The organism is Bacillus sp. SYZHCR11, from assembly GCF_057196865.1.
Genome location: NZ_JBXUND010000003.1, coordinates 396,995 through 417,826 on the forward strand (window position 1 = coordinate 396,995; position 20,832 = coordinate 417,826).

A 20,832-nucleotide genomic window follows, 5' to 3' on the forward strand; every position below is an offset into this window, starting at 1 on the left:
GATGATGTTAACAAATCGTCAGCTGTTGATCCTGCAAGTGATTATTAATGATTTTATACAATCGGCGCAGCCTGTAGGATCAAGAACTCTTTCAAAAAAAGACGAGATTACATTCAGCTCTGCAACGATCAGAAACGAGATGGCTGACTTGGAGGAATTGGGCTTTATTGAAAAAACCCATTCATCCTCAGGACGGATTCCGTCGGAAAAAGGGTACAGGTATTATGTCGATCATTTGCTGTCACCCGTCAAGCTGACAAAAACCGATCTGGATTTAATTCACTCGATATTTAAAGAAAAAATCTTCGAGCTGGAAAAAACAGTCCAAAAATCAGCGCAAATCCTGTCCGATCTGACAAACTACACATCGATTGTCCTCGGGCCGACGCTGAGCGAGAACTATCTTAAACAGATTCAAATCGTTCCGATCCAGCCGGATAAGGCGGTCGCCATCCTCGTCACGAACACGGGGCATGTCGAAAACCGCACCATCAATTTCCCGGCTAAAGTGGATTTGGCCGATATTGAAAAACTGGTCAATATACTAAACGATCGATTAGCGGGCGTGCCGATGGACGAACTGAATGAGCGCATTTTCAAAGAGGTTGTCACATATTTAAGGCAGCATATCGCCAACTATGACAGCATACTTGAATCGCTCCGCTCCACATTCCATCCGGCGGCCCACGTTGAAAAATTGTTTTTCGGCGGAAAGATCAACATGCTGAATCAGCCGGAGTTCCATGATATTGAAAGGGTCCGCTCGCTCTTATCTTTAATTGAAAAAGAGCAGGATGTTCTGAAGCTGTTTCAGTCATCAAAAGCCGGGATTTCAATCAAAATCGGGAAAGAAAACGACTACGAAGAAATGGAAAACTGCAGTTTAATCACGGCCACCTATACAGTTGATACGAAACAGATCGGATCAATCGCCATTATCGGGCCGACGCGCATGAATTATTCAAGAGTCGTCAGCCTGCTGCAGCACGTGACTTCGGACTTGTCAAAAGCATTCACAAGTTTGTATGATGAATAAGGGAATTTTGGCAATCATTTTCAGTCATCTTTTTACAGCATTTGAGGGAGGTGAACACAATGTCAGAAGAAAAACAAACCGCAGAACAGGTTGAAGCAGCAGAACAAGAAGAAGTGACAGAACAGGCAGAACAAGCCGCTTCACAAGAGCAGCATGAAGAAACGGCAGGTCAGGAAGAAGCCCTTCAGCACCAAATTGATGAATTGCAGGGTTTGCTTGATGAAAAAGAAAACAAGCTTTTGCGTGTTCAAGCAGACTTTGAAAACTATAAACGACGCAGCCGCCTTGAAATGGAAGCTGCTCAGAAATACCGTTCTCAAAACGTCGTAACGGAAATCCTTCCGGCTCTCGACAACTTTGAACGGGCGTTACAGGTAGAAGCTGAAAGCGAGCAGACAAAAAGCTTGCTGCAAGGTATGGAAATGGTCCGCCGCCAGCTGATGGACGCACTTGAAAAAGAAGGCGTTGAAGCCATCGAAGCTGTCGGTCAGGAATTTGATCCGAACCTTCACCAAGCCGTCATGCAGGTGGAAGATGAAAACTTCGGCAGCAATATTGTTATCGAAGAACTGCAAAAAGGCTACAAACTGAAGGATCGCGTCATCCGTCCTTCAATGGTAAAAGTGAATCAATAACTACATAGCAGGAGGTAATTCAAAGTGAGTAAAGTAATCGGAATTGACTTGGGTACGACAAACTCATGTGTGGCAGTGCTTGAAGGCGGAGAGCCTACAGTTATCGCCAACGCTGAAGGAAACCGTACGACTCCGTCAGTCGTTGCATTTAAAAACGGCGAGCGCCAAGTAGGGGAAGTGGCGAAACGCCAATCAATCACAAATCCTAACACAATCATGTCTGTCAAACGCCATATGGGTACTGACTATAAAGTGGAAATCGAAGGAAAAGACTACACGCCTCAAGAAGTGTCAGCTATTATCCTTCAGCATCTGAAAGCATACGCTGAAAGCTACCTCGGCGAAACAGTTTCAAAAGCTGTTATCACGGTTCCTGCATACTTCAACGATGCAGAGCGCCAAGCGACAAAAGATGCCGGTAAAATCGCCGGTCTTGAAGTAGAGCGTATTATCAACGAACCGACTGCAGCAGCGCTTGCATACGGACTTGATAAAACAGACGAAGACCAAACGATTCTTGTTTACGACCTTGGCGGCGGTACGTTTGACGTATCTGTTCTTGAACTTGGCGACGGCGTGTTTGAAGTCCGTTCAACTGCCGGTGACAACCGTCTTGGCGGGGACGACTTTGACCAAGTCATCATCGATCATCTCGTAGCAGAATTCAAAAAAGAAAACGGCATTGATCTTTCAAAAGACAAAATGGCGCTTCAGCGTTTGAAAGATGCGGCTGAGAAAGCGAAAAAAGATCTTTCCGGCGTATCATCTACACAAATTTCTTTACCGTTTATCACAGCGGGAGAAGCAGGGCCTCTTCACCTTGAGCTGACACTGACCCGCGCTAAATTCGAAGAGCTTTCCGCTCACCTTGTTGAGCGCACAATGGCTCCTGTCCGTCAGGCTCTTCAAGATGCGGATCTTTCTGCGAGCGAAATCGACAAAGTTATCCTTGTCGGCGGATCAACACGTATTCCTGCCGTACAGGAAGCAATCAAAAAAGAAACGGGTAAAGAAGCGCATAAAGGCGTAAACCCTGATGAAGTTGTAGCGCTGGGTGCAGCGATTCAAGGCGGCGTCATCACGGGAGACGTAAAAGACGTTGTTCTTCTTGACGTTACACCGCTTTCTCTCGGTATTGAAACAATGGGCGGCGTGTTCACGAAACTGATCGACCGCAACACGACAATTCCGACGAGCAAGTCTCAAGTATTCTCAACTGCAGCTGACAACCAAACGGCTGTTGACATTCACGTGCTTCAAGGTGAGCGCCCGATGTCTGCGGACAACAAAACGCTCGGCCGCTTCCAGCTTACTGATATCCCGCCTGCACCGCGCGGCGTACCGCAAATCGAAGTTTCTTTCGATATTGACAAAAACGGTATCGTAAACGTAAGAGCGAAAGACTTAGGCACAGGAAAAGAACAAAACATTACAATCAAATCTTCTTCAGGTCTTTCTGATGATGAGATCGAACGCATGGTAAAAGAAGCGGAAGAAAACGCTGACGCTGATGCGAAGAGAAAAGAAGAAATCGAAGTCCGCAACGAAGCTGACCAGCTTGTGTTCCAAACGGAAAAGACATTAAAAGATCTGGAAGGCAAAGTGGACGAAGAGCAAGTGAAAAAAGCAAACGACGCGAAAGACGCGCTGAAAGCCGCTATCGAGAAAAACGAAATTGAAGACATCAAAGCGAAAAAAGATGAGCTTCAAACAATCGTTCAAGAGCTTTCTATGAAGCTTTATGAAGAAGCGGCAAAAGCGCAGCAGGCTGAAGGCGCAGCAAACGCTGAAGGCAAAAAAGCGGACGACAACGTTGTCGATGCGGAATACGAAGAAGTAAAAGACGACGAAACGAAAAAATAAGTTCTTTCCCGCATGGCTATAGGCGGAAGAACACACAGCATATTCTGATTCAACAGACAGAAAGTCAAAGTCAGGCATCTCTTGGCTTTGACTTTTTTTCTTGCCCGGGATAAAAGGAATTGAAAAAACATAATTCAAAATGATACAATCTAATTTATGTGAGAAATTCGGGAGAGTGAAGCGAGATGAGTAAGCGTGATTACTATGAAGTGCTTGGGGTAAGTAAGAGCGCTTCAAAGGATGAAATCAAAAAAGCCTATCGGAAGCTTTCAAAAAAATATCATCCTGATATCAATAAAGAATCCGGAGCAGATGAAAAATTCAAAGAGGTAAAAGAAGCGTACGAAGCGCTCTCAGACGACCAAAAACGCGCTCAATATGACCAATTCGGCCATACAGACCCTAACCAGGGATTCGGCGGCGGTTTCGGAGGCGGCGGAGACTTCGGCGGCTTCGGTTTCGATGACATATTCTCAAGCATCTTCGGAGGCGGCACGAGACGCCGTGACCCGAATGCGCCGCGGCAAGGCGCGGATCTGCAGTATACAATGACCCTGTCATTTGAAGACGCGGCTTTCGGAAAAGAAACGATCATTGAAATTCCGCGCGAAGAGAATTGCGAAACATGTAAAGGATCGGGCGCAAAGCCGGGAACAAAGCCGGATACGTGCTCGCACTGCGGAGGTTCAGGCCAGCTGAACGTCGAACAGAACACGCCGTTTGGCAAAGTGGTTAACCGAAGAGTCTGCCACCACTGTGAAGGAACAGGAAAAATCATCAAAAACAAGTGTTCTGACTGCGGCGGCACGGGCAAAGTGAAAAAACGGAAAAAAATCAATGTCACGATTCCTGCCGGTGTGGATGACGGACAGCAGCTGCGCGTTCCGGGTCAAGGTGAACCTGGCGTAAACGGAGGGCCTGCGGGAGATCTGTTTGTCGTATTCCATGTGCGCGCCCACGAGTTCTTTGAACGCGACGGAGACGATATTTATTGCGAAATGCCGTTAACGTTTGCCCAAGCGGCACTCGGAGACGAAGTGGAAGTGCCGACGCTTCACGGAAAAGTGAAATTGAAAATACCTGCCGGCACACAAACCGGCACGAAATTCAGATTAAGAGGCAAAGGCGTTCAGAACGTCCGGGGCTACGGACAAGGCGACCAGCACATTGTCGTCCGCGTCGTCACACCGACGAATCTGACAGACAAACAAAAAGACATCATCCGCGAGTTCGCTGAAGTCAGCGGAAACCTGCCGGATGAACAAGAAATGAGTTTCTTTGACAAAGTAAAACGCGCATTTAAAGGCGAGTAATGATTGGATAGGAGTTGGTAGTTTTGAAATGGTCCGAAATCAGCATTCACACAACACATGAAGCGGTCGAACCCATCTCAAATATTTTGCATGAAGCTGGTGCGAGCGGGGTTGTCATCGAAGATCCGCTTGATTTAATGAAAGAGCGTGAGAATGTTTACGGGGAAATCTACCAGCTCGACCCCAATGATTACCCCGATGAGGGTGTCATTGTCAAAGCGTATCTGCCGATCAACAGTTTCCTAGGCGAAACGGTGGACGGCATTAAAGAGACGATTAATAATCTGCTTTTGTACGACATTGATTTAGGCAGAAACACAATCACCATTTCTGAAGTTAATGAAGAAGAATGGGCGACAGCTTGGAAAAAGTATTATCATCCGGTGAAAATTTCTGAAAAATTCACGATCGTACCCACATGGGAAACGTACACACCCGTGAATACCGATGAACTGATTATCGAAATGGATCCGGGCATGGCATTCGGAACGGGAACGCATCCGACAACCGTTCTGTGCATTCAGGCGCTTGAGCGTATCGTTCAAAAAGGCGACCGTGTCATTGATGTCGGCACCGGTTCAGGAATTTTAAGCATCGCGGCCGCCATGCTTGAGGCCGAATCGGTTCATGCGTATGACCTTGATCCGGTCGCTGTTGAAAGCGCGCGTCTGAATCTAAAATTGAACAAAGTGAGTGATACGGCCGAAGTGAAGCAGAACAATTTGTTAGACGGCATCACGGGCGAACATGATGTCATTGTCGCAAATATTCTGGCGGAAGTGATTCTCCGCTTTACATCACAGGCGTATGACCTGCTCAAAGACGGAGGCCATTTTATTACTTCAGGCATTATCGGCCAGAAAAAACAGGAAGTAAAAGAAGCGTTGGAAAAAGCCGGCTTTACCATCACAGAAATTCTGTCTATGGAAGATTGGGTCAGCATCATCGCGAAAAAATAACAGTTAGTAGGTGTCACAGCGTATGCAACGATATTTTATCGAGCTCACGAAGCAGGAGATGGACGAAACTCCCGATTTTCAAATTACGGGGGAAGACGTCCACCATATAGCGAACGTCATGAGAATGAGTGCGGGAGACCGGATAATCTGCTGTTCGAAAGACGGCCATGAAGCGTTATGCCTGCTCAAAGCGGTTTCTAAAGATCATATATCATGCAGCATTGCTGAATGGACGGGTGAAAACCGTGAACTGCCGTTAAAAATCAGGATTGCCAGCGGCCTTCCGAAAGGCGATAAGCTTGAATGGATTATCCAAAAAGGGACCGAGCTGGGGGCTAGTATGTTCATCCCCTTTCAGGGCGCCAGATCCGTCGTTAAGCTAGACGACAAAAAGGCAAAGAAAAAGCGGGAGAGATGGGCGAAAATCGCGAAGGAAGCGGCGGAGCAATCGTACCGCAATGAAATTCCCGAAGTGAAAACCGTTCATACGTTCCGGCAGCTGCTTGAAATGGCGGAGAATGTCGATAAATGTGTCGTTGCATACGAGGAGTCATCAAAGCAGGGAGAAACGGGCGCTTTCGCCGCGGAGCTTAAAAGCCTTCCGCAAGGTTCGTCTCTTTTAATCGTATTCGGCCCTGAAGGCGGTCTGACTGAGTCTGAAGTTCATCAGCTTTCAGAAAAAGGCGCCGTCTTATGCGGCCTCGGACCGAGAATTTTACGGACTGAAACTGCGCCTCTTTACGCGTTAAGCGCAGTTTCCTATCATACAGAGTTATTAAGAGGTGATCAGTAATGGCAACTGTTGCTTTTCATACCCTTGGCTGCAAGGTCAATCATTATGAAACAGAAGCAATCTGGCAGCTGTTTAAAGATGCGGGTTATGAACGAAAAGAATTCGAACAGACAGCAGATGTATATGTCATTAATACATGTACGGTAACAAACACGGGAGATAAAAAAAGCCGTCAAGTCATCAGACGGGCGATCCGCCAAAATCCTGACGGCGTCATCTGCGTAACAGGGTGCTATGCGCAAACCTCTCCGGCAGAAATTATGGCCATCCCGGGTGTTGACATCGTCGTCGGCACGCAGGATCGTGAAAAAATGCTCGGTTACATTGAGCAGTACAGGGAAGAGCGTCAGCCGATCAACGGCGTCGGCAATATTATGAAAGCACGCGTGTTTGAAGAGCTGGATGTTCCCGCTTTTACTGACCGCACAAGAGCGTCGTTAAAAATCCAAGAGGGCTGCAACAACTTCTGTACGTTCTGCATTATCCCTTGGGCGCGCGGCCTGCTTCGTTCCCGCGATCCGGAAGAAGTCATTAAACAGGCGCAGCAGCTGGTGGATGCCGGCTATAAAGAAATCGTCCTGACGGGGATTCATACGGGCGGCTACGGCGAAGATATGAAAGATTATAATTTCGCCAAGCTTCTCCGCGAGCTTGATACACGTGTAGAAGGACTGAAGCGGATCAGAATTTCATCTATTGAAGCAAGTCAAATCACTGATGAAGTGATTGAAGTGCTGGATGCGTCTGATAAAATCGTCCGCCACCTTCATATCCCGATTCAGTCAGGATCAAACACCGTTCTGAAACGGATGAGACGCAAATATACGATGGAATTTTTCGCGGACCGTTTAAATAAGCTGAAAGAAGCGCTGCCGGGTCTTGCCGTCACATCTGATGTCATCGTCGGTTTCCCGGGTGAAACGGAAGAAGAATTTATGGAAACATACCGGTTCATTAAAGAACATAAGTTTTCAGAGCTTCACGTATTCCCTTACAGCAAACGCACCGGAACACCTGCGGCCAGAATGGAAGACCAGGTTGACGAAAACGTGAAAAACGAACGGGTGCATAAGCTGATTGCGCTGTCTGACCAGCTTGCCAAAGAATACGCCTCCGATTATGAAGGAGAGGTTCTGGAAATCATTCCGGAAGAGGCGTTTAAAGAGTCTGATGAGGACGGCATGTTCGTCGGCTATACGGACAATTACATGAAAGTCGTCTTCAAAGGCACGGAAGATGTAATCGGCAAACTTGTCAAAGTCAAAATTCAAAAAGCGGGCTATCCGTATAACGAAGGACAATTCGTCCGCGTCGTTGAGGATGAAATGACCCGAAACATGCGCATGTCTTCATAACAGATAAAAAAACCGGTGCCTTCCCGCATCGGTTTTTTTACGGTTTCGGAGGAATCAGCCTGTCAATCAGCCGGTAAAACAAATGTGTGAACGGCAGAAACAATAAGGCGGTGACTACGTTAAATAACAGGCTGAAATGCGCAATCATCTGCGCGGGATCATCAGACAGGCGCTCCGTAATACCTGCTGATGCAGACAGGAAGGGAAAGACGAGCAGCACGCCGAGAATATTAAACACTACGTGAGCACCGGCGGTCTGTCTGGCGGCATAACCGCCTGAAACAGCAGCCATGACGGCCGTGACGCATGTCCCGATATTAGATCCCAGAACGACGCTGACCGCTTGTTCAATGCCGATCACCCCTTCGTTCATAAAACTCATCAAAATGCCGATGCAGACGGAGCTTGAATGAATGATTGCCGTCAATATCATGCCGATAAAAAGAGCGGACCAGCTCGAATCATTCACATGGCGCAAAACCTCCGCCCCCGCCTTCATTTCTGTCAGCGGAACGGCAAGCCGGCTGAAGCATGTGATGCAAAAAAAGATGATGCCGAGACCGAGGAAGCTTATACCGATCTGCCTGAACGGATATTTACGGATGAGGATAAACACAAGGCCTCCGATAAAAAGCACCCAAATGAGCACATCCATCTTTATGGCTAAAAACTCCGTCGTAAACGTGGAGCCGACATTCGTGCCGAGAATCATCGGAATGGTCCGTTTAAAAGATAAAGCGCCTGCGCTGACAAAGCCGATGACAATGACCATGAAGGCTGAGCTGCTCTGAAGAAAACCGGTGAATACGATGCTTATGAGAAAAGCTTTCAAAGGGTGGTCGGTAAATAAGAGCAGGCTTTTCTCAATTTTTGAATACGTTAATGCGATCAGGCCCTGCCTGAGCAGGCTCATTCCGAGTAAAAAAACCAGGATAAGTGCGGTAAAGAGAATCAGTATTATCAAACGAAACACCCCTTTCCATCATTATATAGACAAGCAGCCTTATTCATGACGGAAAAGTGAGCTCGCTTAGTTGACCTGACTGATGGCTTATATTATAATGTCAAAGTACATGTTTATATATGTATCTTTTTAAAGGTAGTCGATTGGTGTATTCGGAGGGAGGGAAAGAGAATGTCAAAAACGGTCGTTAGAAAAAACGAATCGCTTGAAGATGCTCTTCGTCGCTTCAAACGCAGTGTATCAAAGACAGGTACTTTGCAAGAAGCAAGAAAGCGCGAATTTTATGAAAAACCTAGCGTAAAGCGCAAGAAAAAGTCAGAAGCTGCTAGAAAACGCAAATTCTAAAAGAGGGTGGATTTATGAGTCTTCTTGAGCGACTTAACCAAGATATGAAGCTGTATATGAAAAGCCGTGAGAAAGACAAACTGACTGTCGTTCGAATGGTGAAAGCTTCACTTCAAAACGAAGCAATTAAGCTTAAGAAAGACAGTTTGACCGAGGATGAGGAACTTACTGTCCTATCTCGTGAACTTAAGCAACGTAAAGACTCCCTCCATGAATTTTCAAACGCTGATCGTTTAGATTTAGTAGATAAAGTTCAAAAAGAGCTGGACATTTTAGAAATTTATTTACCGAAGCAGCTTTCTGAAGAAGAGCTGCAGACAATTGTAAATGAAACCATCGCTGAAGTCGGTGCGAGCTCCAAAGCGGACATGGGCAAAGTGATGAGTGCTATTATGCCTAAAGTAAAAGGTAAAGCTGACGGCAGTGTAATTAACAGACTTGTCAGCAGTCAATTATCTTAATTGACAAGAAAAAAGACATCTTTCCTAGAGAGATGTCTTTTTTTATACATAAAAAAATGAAACTAAAGTACATTTGTTACGTATATAAAGAAGAACGAAACGGGAAGGAGGGTATATTTGCCTTGTTCCGAAAAAAAAACGGAATTGCTGTTGCTCTATTGGGCTTATTTGTATTATCTTTATTAGGGGTTCAATTGAACGCGAAAGCTGATCACCCATCGGTTTATGTCATCCCGGTTGAGAAAAATGTCGAACAGGGGCTCGCCTCGTTTTTATCGCGTTCTTTCAAAGAAGCGAAGGAGTCCGGCGCGTCACACATTATTCTTGACATCAATACACCGGGAGGCGCCGTTCAATCAGCCTTGGATATTGCGGATATCATCGGCCGCGCGGATGTGCCTGTTACCGCTTACGTTAATAAACGGGCGCTTTCTGCCGGAGCGTATATAGCGCTTCAGGCAGATGAAATCTATATGGCGCCGGGCGGAAAAATGGGTGCCGCAGCCATCATCGACGGAAAAGGAAACGCGGCGGACAAAAAGGCTCAATCACTGTGGCATGCAGAAATGGAGGACGCAGCGGTTAAAAACAACCGAAATCCGAAATACGCCCTGGCCATGGCAGATCCCGCCATCAATGCAAAGGAAGCGGGCGCCCCAAAGGGAAAACTGCTGACACTGACAGCTGAAAAAGCCAAGGAAGTCGGATATTCGGAGGGCACGGTTTCAGACCTTGATGCTTTATATACAAAGCTCGGTTTTGACAAAGCGGATGTTCACCATGCAAAAGAAGGTTTTGTCGGCAAATTGGGCAGATGGCTGACAAATCCGTTTGTTGTCCCCGTCTTATTAACGCTTGCTTTGCTTGGTTTGACCATTGAATTGTTCTCGCCGGGCCTCGGAATACCGGGTGCCGTCGGACTGACGGCCATGCTGCTGTTTTTCACCGGGCATATCGCTGCCGGATTCGCCGGCTATGACAGCGTATTCTTATTTTGCGCGGGCTTGGTTTTTATCCTTTTAGAGATATTTCTGCCCGGAGGCATAATCGGTCTTATCGGTATTGCAGGCGTCATCGCGAGCCTCTTTCTCGCTGCGGGCAGCTTTACCGTAATGGCGGCTTCTCTCTTGATCGCCATTGCTGTGTCTATTACAGCCTTTATCATATTAACAAGGGTGTTGGGGAAACGAATGAAATTCTTTAAAAAATTAATATTAACTGATTCAACAAGCACGGAGAGCGGTTATGTTTCAAATCAGAACCGGACGGAGCTGTTGGGGAAAGTCGGCATTACCGCTACAGCCCTCAGACCGTCAGGCACCGTCATTATTGATGATGAACGTCTGGATGTCGTCTCGGAAGGATCATTCACTGAAAAAGACAGACAGGTGAAAGTAGTGAAAGCGGAAGGCTCACGCATTGTCGTGAGAGAAATATAGATGATAACCTTGAGGAGGAATTAGATGGAACTGTCAAGTTTGGCGATTTTAGCAATAGTTGCAGCTGCCATAATCGTGTTAGCCATATTCTTCACCTTTGTACCGGTGATGCTATGGATTTCGGCGCTTGCGGCAGGAGTCAGAATCAGCATTTTCACTTTGGTCGGAATGAGGCTGCGGCGCGTCATACCAAGTCGCGTTGTCAATCCGTTAATTAAAGCGCACAAAGCCGGCCTATCCGCAACAACAAATCAGCTCGAAAGCCATTATCTGGCCGGTGGTAATGTTGACAGGGTGGTCAATGCCCTGATTGCGGCACAGCGCGCCAATATTGAGCTGACATTTGAACGCTGCGCAGCCATTGACCTGGCCGGGCGTGACGTATTGGAAGCCGTGCAGATGAGCGTCAATCCGAAGGTCATTGAAACACCGTTTATCGCGGGTGTCGCCATGGACGGAATTGAAGTAAAAGCAAAAGCCAGAATCACCGTAAGAGCCAATATCGAGCGCCTTGTCGGAGGAGCGGGAGAAGAGACGGTTGTCGCCCGTGTCGGAGAAGGGATTGTCTCGACAATCGGTTCCTCGGGTAATCATAAAAAAGTGCTTGAAAACCCTGATATGATTTCGCAGACCGTACTTGGCAAAGGGCTGGATTCAGGCACCGCCTTTGAAATTCTTTCGATTGACATCGCCGACGTTGATATCGGCAAAAACATCGGAGCGATTCTTCAAACGGATCAAGCAGAAGCAGACAAAAACATTGCGCAGGCCAAAGCCGAAGAGCGCCGCGCCATGGCGGTCGCCCAAGAGCAGGAAATGCGCGCTCGCGTAGAAGAAATGCGTGCAAAAGTCGTGGAAGCAGAAGCCGAAGTGCCGCTTGCGATGGCAGAAGCGCTGCGTGAAGGAAACATCGGCGTCATGGACTATATGAACATAAAAAATATCGACGCGGATACGGACATGAGGGATTCTATCGGCAAGCTGACGAATGACCAGCAAGATGAAGACCAACAATAACCTCTCTATTAAGGAGGGAGCCGCTATATGCACGAGATTCTGACAAATCCGCTCGTCATTGCCGCCGTCATCGGCATTATATCGGCAATATTCGGCAAGAAAAACAAAGATGAAAAACGGCCGCCGGGTACACGCCCCGAAAATCAGACAAAAAAGCAGGATCAAAAACAGCCGCAGAAAGAGCATAAGCCGGAAGCGGAAGAATTGCCTGCCGTTTCAGAAGAGAACCCTTTTGAGCAAAAAAGAAGGGAAGCTGAAAAGCGCCTAGCGGAGACGGAGCAGATGTTTAACGGGCTTGAACATAAGCTGACATCTCAACGCGCACGAAACGCGTCTCTGAAGAAATCAGCCCTCAAAATAAATAAAGAAACTGCGGTTCAAGGCATTATATTCAGTGAGGTTTTGGGTCCGCCCCGTGCAAAAAAACCGCACCGGACCATGCGGAGCATCGGTAAAAAATAAAGTGTTAGAACCCCTTTTCAAATCATACATATGAGATGAAAGGGGGTTCTTTTTTTATGGGGCAAAGAAAGAATCGTGTAAAGGCATGGCTGACAAGAGCATTGGAAATTCCCCCGGACGTTATGATGGATCTGCCTCGGATTACGATGGTCGGCAGACTTCATATCTACATAGAGAATCACAGAGGCCTCCTGCTGTTCAGCGAAGAAGAAGTCAGGCTGATGCTCAAGCAGGGGCAATGTATCATATCAGGAAAAAACTTGGTCATTAAGGCAATCCTTCCTGAAGAAATTCTTTTGGAAGGCACGATAGATCACGTACGATATGTCGATTCATAAAGCCGGGGGGAAATAATGTGAAAAACAAATGGCTGTCATTTTTTTCGGGTAAAGTCCAAATGGAAGTCAAAGGAAAAGGGATTGAACGGCTGCTGAATGAATGCACGAGAAACGGAATCGCCATCTTTGCGGTGAAAAAAAAGCAAGACTGTGTTCTGCTGATGATTCAGCTTCAAGATGTACATGCTTTCAGAAGAGTCATCAGAAAACATGAATGCAAAGCAAGCTTTACAAAAAGAAAGGGTCTTCCCTTTCTGCTTCTCAAATCAAAATTAAACCTGGGCTTCACTGCGGGATTTGTGATGTTTTTCGTTATATTGTTTCTTTTGTCCAACATGATTTGGGACATTGATATTAAAGGGGCCAAGCCCGAAACCGAGCATCAGATGGTAAAGCACCTTGAAGAAATCGGTGTGAAAAAAGGACGTTTGCAATTTTTAATGATGACGCCGGAGAAAATTCAAAAATCATTAACAAACGGCATTGATAATATTACGTGGGTCGGTGTGGAATTGAACGGGACAGCCCTTCATATGAAAGTGGTCGAAAAAAACGAACCGACAAAAGAAAAGTACGTGAGCCCCCGCCATATCGTTGCCAAAAAGAAGGCGGTCATCAAAAGGATGTTCGTGCAAAAGGGGCAGCCGATGGCTTTTGTGAACGATCATGTTGACAAAGGACAGCTTCTCGTCTCAGGACTGATCGGAAATGAAGATCGGAAAGTCGCCTCAAAAGCGGAAATTTACGGAGAAACATGGTACAAGTCAGAAGTAACCGTGCCTCTTGAAACATCATTTACGCTATATACGGGTAAAGTAAGGACGAAGCACAAGCTGTCTTTCGGATCATGGGGCGTGCCTTTTTGGGGCTTTGAATTTAATGAGGAGCCGCTGAAACATCCGAAAACAGAGGAAGAAAAGCACCCGTTTCAATTTCTGGGGATGAAGCTTCCGATTTCTTACGTTCAAGAACAGACAAGAGAAAGTGAAACAACCGTGCGGACTTATACGAAAGGCGAAGCGGTTCAGGCCGGTATCAAAATGGGAAGACAAGATGTAGAAAAGCGATTAAACGGCAGCGGAGAGGTGGAAAGTGAAAAAGTTTTGCACCAATCCGTTGAGAATGGTAAAGTAAAGTTGATTATTCTCTACCAAGTTATAGAAGATATCGTTCAAACCACACCTATTGTTCAGGGAGACTAAAGAATGGCAGAACATTTACTTGCGATTAATCACAAACTGAAAAGCCCGGACGAAGCACTTTCTTTGTTCGGCAGCCAAGATGCCTTTTTACATTTAATGGAGAAGGATCTGGGCATTAGCCTCATCACGCGCGGTGAAACCATTTACGTTTCCGGGAATGATGAAACATTTGAGATCGCTGACAGATTATTGGGCTCGCTCCTTACTTTAATTCGCAAGGGGATCGAGATTTCGGAACGTGATGTGCTGTATGCCGTGAAAATGGCAAAAAAAGATGAACTGGACTATTTTGAAAGCATGTATGAAGAGGAAATAACGAAAACGGCAAAAGGCAAACCGATCCGTGTCAAAACCCTCGGCCAAAGAGAATATGTGGCGGCGATGAAGAAAAACGACATGGTGTTCGGCATCGGGCCGGCGGGAACCGGCAAAACTTATTTGGCGGTCGTAAAAGCGGTGCATGCTTTAAAAAACGGCCACATTAAAAAAATCATTTTAACAAGACCCGCTGTGGAAGCCGGCGAGAGCCTCGGCTTTCTGCCCGGAGATTTAAAGGAAAAAGTAGATCCTTATCTGCGCCCGCTGTATGACGCGCTCCATGATGTGCTCGGAAGCGACCATACGGAGCGTCTTATGGAAAGAGGGGTTATTGAAATCGCCCCGCTTGCCTATATGAGAGGGCGGACGCTTGACGACGCGTATGTGATTCTTGATGAAGCCCAGAATACCACTCCCGCTCAAATGAAAATGTTTTTGACGAGATTGGGTTTTGGCTCTAAAATGATCATTACGGGCGACGTAAGCCAAATTGACCTGCCGAAAGGCGTCACATCGGGACTTGCAGTAGCGAAGGATATGCTGAAGGACATAAACGGCATCTCCGTGATTGAACTTGACCAGACAGATGTGGTCAGGCATCCGCTTGTTGCAAAAATTATTGAAGCTTATGATAAGCAAAAGTAATGCAAAAATGACCCGATCTCCCGTTATCGGGTCATTTTTATATGATGTGTTCCTGATGTTTCAGGGAGGAGGTTCTTGTTTTGAAAAAGAAGGAAAAGGGCAAAAGCGCCCGGGAACGGTTCCGCAGTTTCAGACATGCCCGCTCAGCCCATGTGCTGCTGTACCTGCTGCTTTCAGCGATCATGTTTGGTTTGCTCTTTATTCATGTAAAACCTGAATCACTTAATTTGGATTTGTTTTCAGTCAGTGATAAGACGATTTACGCGCCCGCCACAGTGGAAGATCAGCAGGCGACGGAATCGAAAAAACAGGCGGCCGAAGATGCGGTGGAAGATCAATACACCCTGAAAAAAGGCTATACCGACAACCGGCTTGACCTGATCACTTCCATTTTTGACAGCATCGGCGAAGTGAAAAAAGATGCGGAAAAAGACAAAAAGTCACCTTCGGAAAAATCATTGGTCAAATCGGTGAAAAACAAGCTGACACAGGATGTCAATGAATCCGTCTCGGAAGATGCCATTAAATCGCTTCTCCATGCAAACAATGAAGATTTCTCATTTGTGAGGGATTCCGTCATTACCGCGGTGAATACGGTGATGAGCAGTGAAATTCCTTCTGAAAAGCTTGCCGAAGCGAAGGATAAGGTCGCAAAAGAGCTGAAAAGCGCTTCTGTGCCGTCAAAATATTTAGCGGCTGCGACTGAAATCGGAAAATACGCGGTCATTCCGAATTACGTATTTGATCCGAAAGCGACGGATGAAAAACGCCAGGAAGCGTCAGACAGCGTCCAGCCGGTACAGATCAAACAGGGACAGGTTCTCGTGGAAGAGAATGACCTGATCGACCGGGAAGTATACAGGAAGCTTGAACTGACGGGGCTTTTGAATAATTCCAACCTGTTAAAGCCGATCAGCGGTCTGCTTCTGATGATCGGGCTGTTTATCGCCACGCTTGTCTACTATTTTGAGAAACAGCAGCAGGAGCTTAAGCTGAAAAATAAATCTCTTTTGCTGTTTTCTATCATTACAACGCTTATTCTCGTCATTATGGAAGTCGTCAGTCTCTTTCAGAAGATTGAATACACCAATATCGGCTATCTTGTGCCGATCGCCGCCGGCGCGATTTTAATCAGGCTGCTGCTCAATGAAAGGCTCGCCATTTTAGGAAGCATCATTCTGGCGATCTGCGGCAGTATGATGTTTAATCAGGGTGTGACGGGAACATTTAATTACGTCATCGGCATTTACTATTTAATCAGCAGCATTTCAGGCATTCTGTTTTTGGGGAAACACAATGCGAGATCAAAAATATTGCAGGCGGGACTGTTCGTCTCATTTATTAATATGATTATCGTGCTGTCGCTTTTATTAATACAAAATACGGCGCTGTCACCTGTTGAAATCGGAACGCTGATGCTGATGGGGGTCGTCTCGGGACTTGCTTCATCCGTTTTGATTATCGGTCTGATGCCGTTTTTTGAGACGGGATTCGGCATTCTTTCAACGATGAGGCTGATTGAACTGTCTAATCCGAATCATCCCCTGCTTCGAAAGATTTTAACGGAAACACCCGGTACATATCATCACAGCGTCATGGTGGCAAATCTGTCGGAAGCGGCTTGTGAAGCCGTAGGGGCAAACGGTCTTTTAGCACGGGTCGGAGCGTATTATCACGATCTCGGCAAAACGAAACGTCCGCAATATTTTATTGAAAATCAGATGAATATGGATAATCCGCATGACAAGCTGTCTCCTCAGCTCAGCAAAAATATCATTATCGCACATACGACAGACGGTGCGAATATGCTCAGAAGCTATAAGTTTCCGAAAGAGCTTGTGGATATCGCGGAGCAGCATCACGGAACGTCCCTTTTAAAATTCTTTTATTATAAAGCGAAAGAAAAGGGCGACCAGATTACAGAGAAAGAGTTCCGCTACCCGGGGCCGAAGCCGCAATCGAAAGAAGCGGCTATTATCTCAGTGGCCGACAGCGTTGAAGCCGCCGTCCGTTCCATGCATAATCCCAATCCCGAGCGGATCGAAAAACTGGTGCGGGGAATTATATCCGATAAGCTTCAGGACGGACAATTCTCAGAATGTGATCTCACGTTCCGAGAACTGGATACGATCGCCAAAACACTATGTGCGACTTTAAAAGGAATTTTCCACTCCCGGATTGAATATCCGGAGGCTACGAAGAAGGTGAAATAAATGGGTTTACTCATAGATATTGTTGATGAAACGAACAGCGTCTCAGCTGATGCGCTCCAAGAAGTGGAGAAGCTGCTCCAATTCGCGGCGGAAAAAGAAGGCGTTCAGGATCAGGCTGAAGTATCGGTCACGATTGTGACAAATGAAGAAATCAGAGAAATCAACAGAGACTACCGGGGAAAAGACACTCCGACTGACGTCATTTCGTTTGCGCTTGAAGAAGAAGGCGAAGACGAGGTGGAAATCGTAGGCGCCGACATGCCGCCTGTTTTAGGAGATATTATCATCAGCGCAGACAGAACGAAAGAGCAGGCGGAAGAGTACGGCCATTCGTTTATGAGAGAGCTCGGTTTTCTGGCCGTGCACGGCTTTTTGCATTTGCTTGGCTATGATCACTTGACAAAAGAAGAAGAGGAAGAAATGTTTTCAAAGCAAAAGGATTTGCTGGATGAGTATGGACTCACGAGATCATAAAAACGAGTGGAGCAGGTTCCTGAAGAGCTTTGTCCATGCATGGAGGGGAATCTGGAAAACGGCGCGGTCAGAGCGGAATTTTCAATTTCATATTACCGCGGCCTGCGCCGTTATCGTTTGCGGTTTTCTTACCGGGCTGAGCACAGCCGAATGGGCCGTTGTTTTGGTGCTGATCGGAGGGATGCTTGCTTTGGAGCTTTTAAATACGGCGATAGAGCATGTTGTGGATTTAGTTACTGATCAGTATCACCCGCTCGCAAAAGCGGCAAAGGACGCGGCCGCCGGAGCCGTTTGCGTCTTTGCCGTGATATCGTGTATCATTGGTTTACTCATCTTCCTGCCGAAGATATGTTAGCAGAAGATTCTTACAATTATTTTACATTGCCAAAAATGGGCGTGAAAAACCGATCGTAATTATGTAAAATAAAAGTGACAGCGGTATCATACAGGATAAAGGTAAGAGAGGAATTAAGTACACATGAACAGACAAGAATTGATTGCAGAAGCATTAAAAGCACGGGACACAGCGTATGTGCCGTATTCAAATTTCAGAGTGGGAGCCGCTCTTCTTACCAAAGACGGAAAAGTGTACAGAGGCTGCAACATTGAAAATGCGGCATACAGCATGTGCAACTGTGCTGAACGCACGGCGATATTCAAAGCTGTTTCCGAGGGGGATACGGAATTTGCGATGCTCGCCGTGGCTGCGGATACTCCGGGACCGGTTTCGCCGTGCGGAGCCTGCAGACAAGTAATTTCCGAGCTGTGCTCAAAGGATATGCTTGTTATTCTGACCAACTTACAAGGACAAATAAAAGAAATGACTGCGGAAGAATTATTGCCGGGCGCATTTTCATCGGAGGATTTACATGACGAACGAAAGCTTTAAATCAGGATTTGTATCTATCATCGGAAGACCGAACGTAGGAAAGTCTACCTTTTTAAACAGGGTCATCGGTCAAAAGATCGCCATCATGAGCGACAAACCCCAGACGACAAGAAATAAAGTCCAAGGGGTGCTGACAACCGGCACGTCGCAGACTATTTTTATTGATACACCGGGCATTCACAAACCAAAGCACAAGCTTGGCGACTTTATGATGAAAGTGGCGCAGAATACGCTGAAAGAAGTTGACTTGGTGTTATTTATGATCAACGCCGAAGAAGGGTACGGAAAGGGCGACGAGTTTATCATTGAAAAGCTCGGACAGACGTCCACGCCGGTCTTTCTGATCGTAAACAAAATTGATAAGATCCACCCTGACCAGCTGCTTCTTTTAATTGATGAGTACCGTGCGCGCTATCCGTTTAAAGAAATCGTGCCGATCTCAGCTTTGGAAGGGAACAACGTCGAAACCCTTCTCGCGCAGGTTGAAGCGTATTTACCGGAAGGGCCTCAGTTCTATCCGAGCGATCAGGTGACTGACCATCCCGAGCGGTTCATTATTTCTGAACTGATCAGGGAAAAGGTGCTCCATCTGACAAGGGAAGAAGTACCGCACAGCATCGCTGTCGCTATCGAGTCCATTAAAGGGCAGGAAAACGGCTCCGTCCATGTCGCCGCCACCATTGTGGTCGAGCGGGATTCTCAAAAAGGCATCGTCATCGGGAAAAAAGGAGCGCTTCTGAAAGAAGTCGGCAAAAGAGCACGGGCTGATATTGAAGCGCTGCTGGGTTCACGCGTTTACCTCGAATTATGGGTGAAAGTGCAGAAGGACTGGCGGAATAAAATGTCTCAGCTGCGTGATTTCGGCTTCAAAGAGGATGAATATTAATTCATCTGAAGCGCATGCCTGATGTGTGGGATTACCTCACAGAAACAGGGTTTCGTTAGCAAAATTTGTTTAACATGAAAAGGAGGACATCAGGTCAAGATAAGGGTAAGAATTTGGATTGGCAAGCTAGTTTAATGATGAAAGGTGGGTTTTTTGTGTTGAATTTTACCTGGAACGTATTTTCTCAAACAGGAAGTGTTGATACGTACCTTCTTTTTAAAGAACTGGAAAAAGAGAACCTGGAAAGACCCGAAGAACCGGAAGATGAGCTAGCCCGAATCGATTTTCCAATTTTGTAAACCTCTTGGCCCCTCCCGTTGTTGGAAGGTGCGGAAATGCTGACTAAATGTGAAGGAATCGTGCTCCGTACGAATGACTACGGGGAGACGAATAAAATCGTGACATTGCTGACGAGGGAACACGGCAAAATCGGCGTCATGGCAAGGGGCGCCAGGAAGTCAGCCAGCCGGCTGTCAGCAGTCAGCCAGCCGTTTTTGTACGGGTCATTTTTAATGCAAAGAACATCCGGACTCGGCACGCTCCAGCAGGGTGAAATGATTCTCAGCATGAGAACGATCAGAGAAGATTTATTTTTGACGGCGTATGCCGCTTTTATCGCTGAACTCACTGACAAAGGAACGGAAGAGAAGAAACCGAACCCCTATTTATTCGAATTGATTCTCGAATCCTTTAAGAGGCTGAATGACGGGACTGACCCGGACGTGATCACCTTCATCGTGCAGATGAAAATGCTCGGCGTCATGGGGCTGTATCCGGAGCTGAATCATTGTGTCCACTGCAAAAGCGGGGAAGGGACGTTTCATTTTTCGATAAGAGATAACGGTTTTATCTGCCACCGCTGCTTTGAAAAGGATCCGTACAGAGTTCCGATTTCGCCGCAAACGGCAAGGCTGCTAAGGCTTTTTTATTACTTTGATATCGGAAGGCTCGGCAGCGTCTCGTTAAAACAGGAAACCAAAAACGAAATTAAACAGGTCATTGATCTGTATTACGAGGAATATTCAGGACTTTATTTAAAGTCAAAACGGTTTTTAGACCAGATGGAAAGCATGAAGAACCTTTTGGATGAAAACAAAAGTTGACATTCTGCCCATCTTTTTATATGATCATTTATTATAAAATATGTTGCAGTGACAGAAAGAAGTACTTGCGTCCAACTCATACAAGCGACCTTAGGACAGTGTAAGCTAAGGATGAGCGCGCA

Annotated in this window: 22 protein-coding genes and 1 pseudogene; 22 read left to right on the plus strand and 1 reads right to left on the minus strand. The window is 46.4% G+C overall.

The window, feature by feature from the left end; all coding sequences use genetic code 11:
- Window positions 1–4: 4 nt before the first annotated feature.
- The 7 genes from hrcA (at window position 5) to mtaB (ending at window position 7,954) form a co-directional block, all read left to right on the plus strand.
- A complete protein-coding gene (hrcA, locus tag AC2CGA_RS13815) occupies window positions 5–1,036 on the plus strand; it encodes a heat-inducible transcriptional repressor HrcA (RefSeq protein ID WP_003152889.1) in 1,032 nt (343 codons plus the stop codon).
- A 59-nt stretch (window positions 1,037–1,095) separates the two neighbouring features.
- Window positions 1,096–1,671 carry a nucleotide exchange factor GrpE gene (grpE, locus tag AC2CGA_RS13820; protein WP_003152892.1) on the plus strand — a complete coding sequence of 192 codons (576 nt, stop codon included), beginning with the start codon at window positions 1,096–1,098 and terminating at the stop codon, window positions 1,669–1,671.
- A 24-nt stretch (window positions 1,672–1,695) separates the two neighbouring features.
- Window positions 1,696–3,534, plus strand: coding sequence for a molecular chaperone DnaK (dnaK, locus tag AC2CGA_RS13825; RefSeq protein WP_003152893.1), 1,839 nt, complete (start codon window positions 1,696–1,698; stop codon window positions 3,532–3,534).
- Window positions 3,535–3,719: 185 nt separating this feature from the next.
- The gene (gene dnaJ / locus AC2CGA_RS13830; protein ID WP_003152895.1) at window positions 3,720–4,847 is read left to right on the plus strand and encodes a molecular chaperone DnaJ; all 1,128 of its coding nucleotides are present in this window, start codon (window positions 3,720–3,722) and stop codon (window positions 4,845–4,847) included.
- 23 nt (window positions 4,848–4,870) lie between these two features.
- Window positions 4,871–5,806: a 50S ribosomal protein L11 methyltransferase gene (gene prmA / locus AC2CGA_RS13835; protein WP_003152897.1), complete on the plus strand. Its 936-nt coding sequence runs from the start codon at window positions 4,871–4,873 to the stop codon at window positions 5,804–5,806.
- 22 nt (window positions 5,807–5,828) lie between these two features.
- Entirely contained in the window at window positions 5,829–6,599 is a 771-nt protein-coding gene (locus tag AC2CGA_RS13840; protein ID WP_003152900.1) for a 16S rRNA (uracil(1498)-N(3))-methyltransferase, read from the plus strand.
- Window positions 6,599–7,954: a tRNA (N(6)-L-threonylcarbamoyladenosine(37)-C(2))-methylthiotransferase MtaB gene (gene mtaB, locus AC2CGA_RS13845; protein ID WP_014305444.1), complete on the plus strand. Its 1,356-nt coding sequence runs from the start codon at window positions 6,599–6,601 to the stop codon at window positions 7,952–7,954. Before AC2CGA_RS13840 ends, mtaB begins: the two co-directional genes overlap by 1 nt.
- Before the next feature lie 37 nt (window positions 7,955–7,991).
- Here mtaB and AC2CGA_RS13850 read toward each other — a convergent pair whose 3' ends face one another.
- Window positions 7,992–8,918 carry a Na/Pi symporter gene (locus AC2CGA_RS13850; protein WP_032856881.1) on the minus strand — a complete coding sequence of 309 codons (927 nt, stop codon included), beginning with the start codon at window positions 8,916–8,918 and terminating at the stop codon, window positions 7,992–7,994.
- A 171-nt stretch (window positions 8,919–9,089) separates the two neighbouring features.
- Here AC2CGA_RS13850 and rpsU point away from each other — a divergent pair, with 171 nt between their 5' ends.
- The 15 genes and pseudogenes from rpsU (at window position 9,090) to recO (ending at window position 20,710) form a co-directional block, all read left to right on the plus strand.
- Entirely contained in the window at window positions 9,090–9,263 is a 174-nt protein-coding gene (gene rpsU / locus AC2CGA_RS13855; protein WP_003152957.1) for a 30S ribosomal protein S21, read from the plus strand.
- A 14-nt stretch (window positions 9,264–9,277) separates the two neighbouring features.
- Window positions 9,278–9,724 carry a GatB/YqeY domain-containing protein gene (locus AC2CGA_RS13860; RefSeq protein WP_003152958.1) on the plus strand — a complete coding sequence of 149 codons (447 nt, stop codon included), beginning with the start codon at window positions 9,278–9,280 and terminating at the stop codon, window positions 9,722–9,724.
- Between the two features lie 122 nt (window positions 9,725–9,846).
- Complete coding sequence (locus AC2CGA_RS13865) at window positions 9,847–11,163, plus strand: NfeD family protein (protein WP_139885322.1); 1,317 nt, start codon at window positions 9,847–9,849, stop codon at window positions 11,161–11,163.
- Between the two features lie 24 nt (window positions 11,164–11,187).
- Window positions 11,188–12,180 (plus strand): flotillin-like protein FloA, encoded by a 993-nt coding sequence (floA, locus tag AC2CGA_RS13870; RefSeq protein ID WP_003152961.1) that lies wholly within the window; start codon window positions 11,188–11,190, stop codon window positions 12,178–12,180.
- A gap of 27 nt (window positions 12,181–12,207) precedes the next feature.
- Window positions 12,208–12,642, plus strand: coding sequence for a hypothetical protein (locus tag AC2CGA_RS13875; protein ID WP_046559883.1), 435 nt, complete (start codon window positions 12,208–12,210; stop codon window positions 12,640–12,642).
- Window positions 12,643–12,698: 56 nt separating this feature from the next.
- A complete protein-coding gene (gene yqfC, locus AC2CGA_RS13880; RefSeq protein ID WP_003152966.1) occupies window positions 12,699–12,980 on the plus strand; it encodes a sporulation protein YqfC in 282 nt (93 codons plus the stop codon).
- Window positions 12,981–12,997: 17 nt separating this feature from the next.
- Window positions 12,998–14,222: pseudogene (gene yqfD, locus AC2CGA_RS13885) on the plus strand (sporulation protein YqfD).
- Window positions 14,186–15,145 carry a PhoH family protein gene (locus AC2CGA_RS13890; RefSeq protein WP_003152970.1) on the plus strand — a complete coding sequence of 320 codons (960 nt, stop codon included), beginning with the start codon at window positions 14,186–14,188 and terminating at the stop codon, window positions 15,143–15,145. The pseudogene yqfD and the gene AC2CGA_RS13890 overlap by 37 nt, the downstream one beginning before the upstream one ends.
- A gap of 80 nt (window positions 15,146–15,225) precedes the next feature.
- Window positions 15,226–17,358, plus strand: coding sequence for an HD family phosphohydrolase (locus AC2CGA_RS13895; RefSeq protein ID WP_003152972.1), 2,133 nt, complete (start codon window positions 15,226–15,228; stop codon window positions 17,356–17,358).
- The gene (ybeY, locus tag AC2CGA_RS13900) at window positions 17,359–17,832 is read left to right on the plus strand and encodes an rRNA maturation RNase YbeY (RefSeq protein WP_015387991.1); all 474 of its coding nucleotides are present in this window, start codon (window positions 17,359–17,361) and stop codon (window positions 17,830–17,832) included.
- Window positions 17,813–18,187 carry a diacylglycerol kinase family protein gene (locus AC2CGA_RS13905; protein ID WP_003152974.1) on the plus strand — a complete coding sequence of 125 codons (375 nt, stop codon included), beginning with the start codon at window positions 17,813–17,815 and terminating at the stop codon, window positions 18,185–18,187. Before ybeY ends, AC2CGA_RS13905 begins: the two co-directional genes overlap by 20 nt.
- Before the next feature lie 123 nt (window positions 18,188–18,310).
- Complete coding sequence (locus AC2CGA_RS13910; RefSeq protein WP_003152976.1) at window positions 18,311–18,721, plus strand: cytidine deaminase; 411 nt, start codon at window positions 18,311–18,313, stop codon at window positions 18,719–18,721.
- Entirely contained in the window at window positions 18,702–19,607 is a 906-nt protein-coding gene (gene era / locus AC2CGA_RS13915; RefSeq protein WP_003152978.1) for a GTPase Era, read from the plus strand. The genes AC2CGA_RS13910 and era overlap by 20 nt, the downstream gene beginning before the upstream one ends.
- Before the next feature lie 155 nt (window positions 19,608–19,762).
- Window positions 19,763–19,906, plus strand: a complete 144-nt coding sequence (locus tag AC2CGA_RS13920) for a YqzL family protein (protein ID WP_007408286.1) — start codon at window positions 19,763–19,765, stop codon at window positions 19,904–19,906.
- 36 nt (window positions 19,907–19,942) lie between these two features.
- Complete coding sequence (gene recO, locus AC2CGA_RS13925) at window positions 19,943–20,710, plus strand: DNA repair protein RecO (protein ID WP_003152982.1); 768 nt, start codon at window positions 19,943–19,945, stop codon at window positions 20,708–20,710.
- Window positions 20,711–20,832 lie beyond the last annotated feature (122 nt).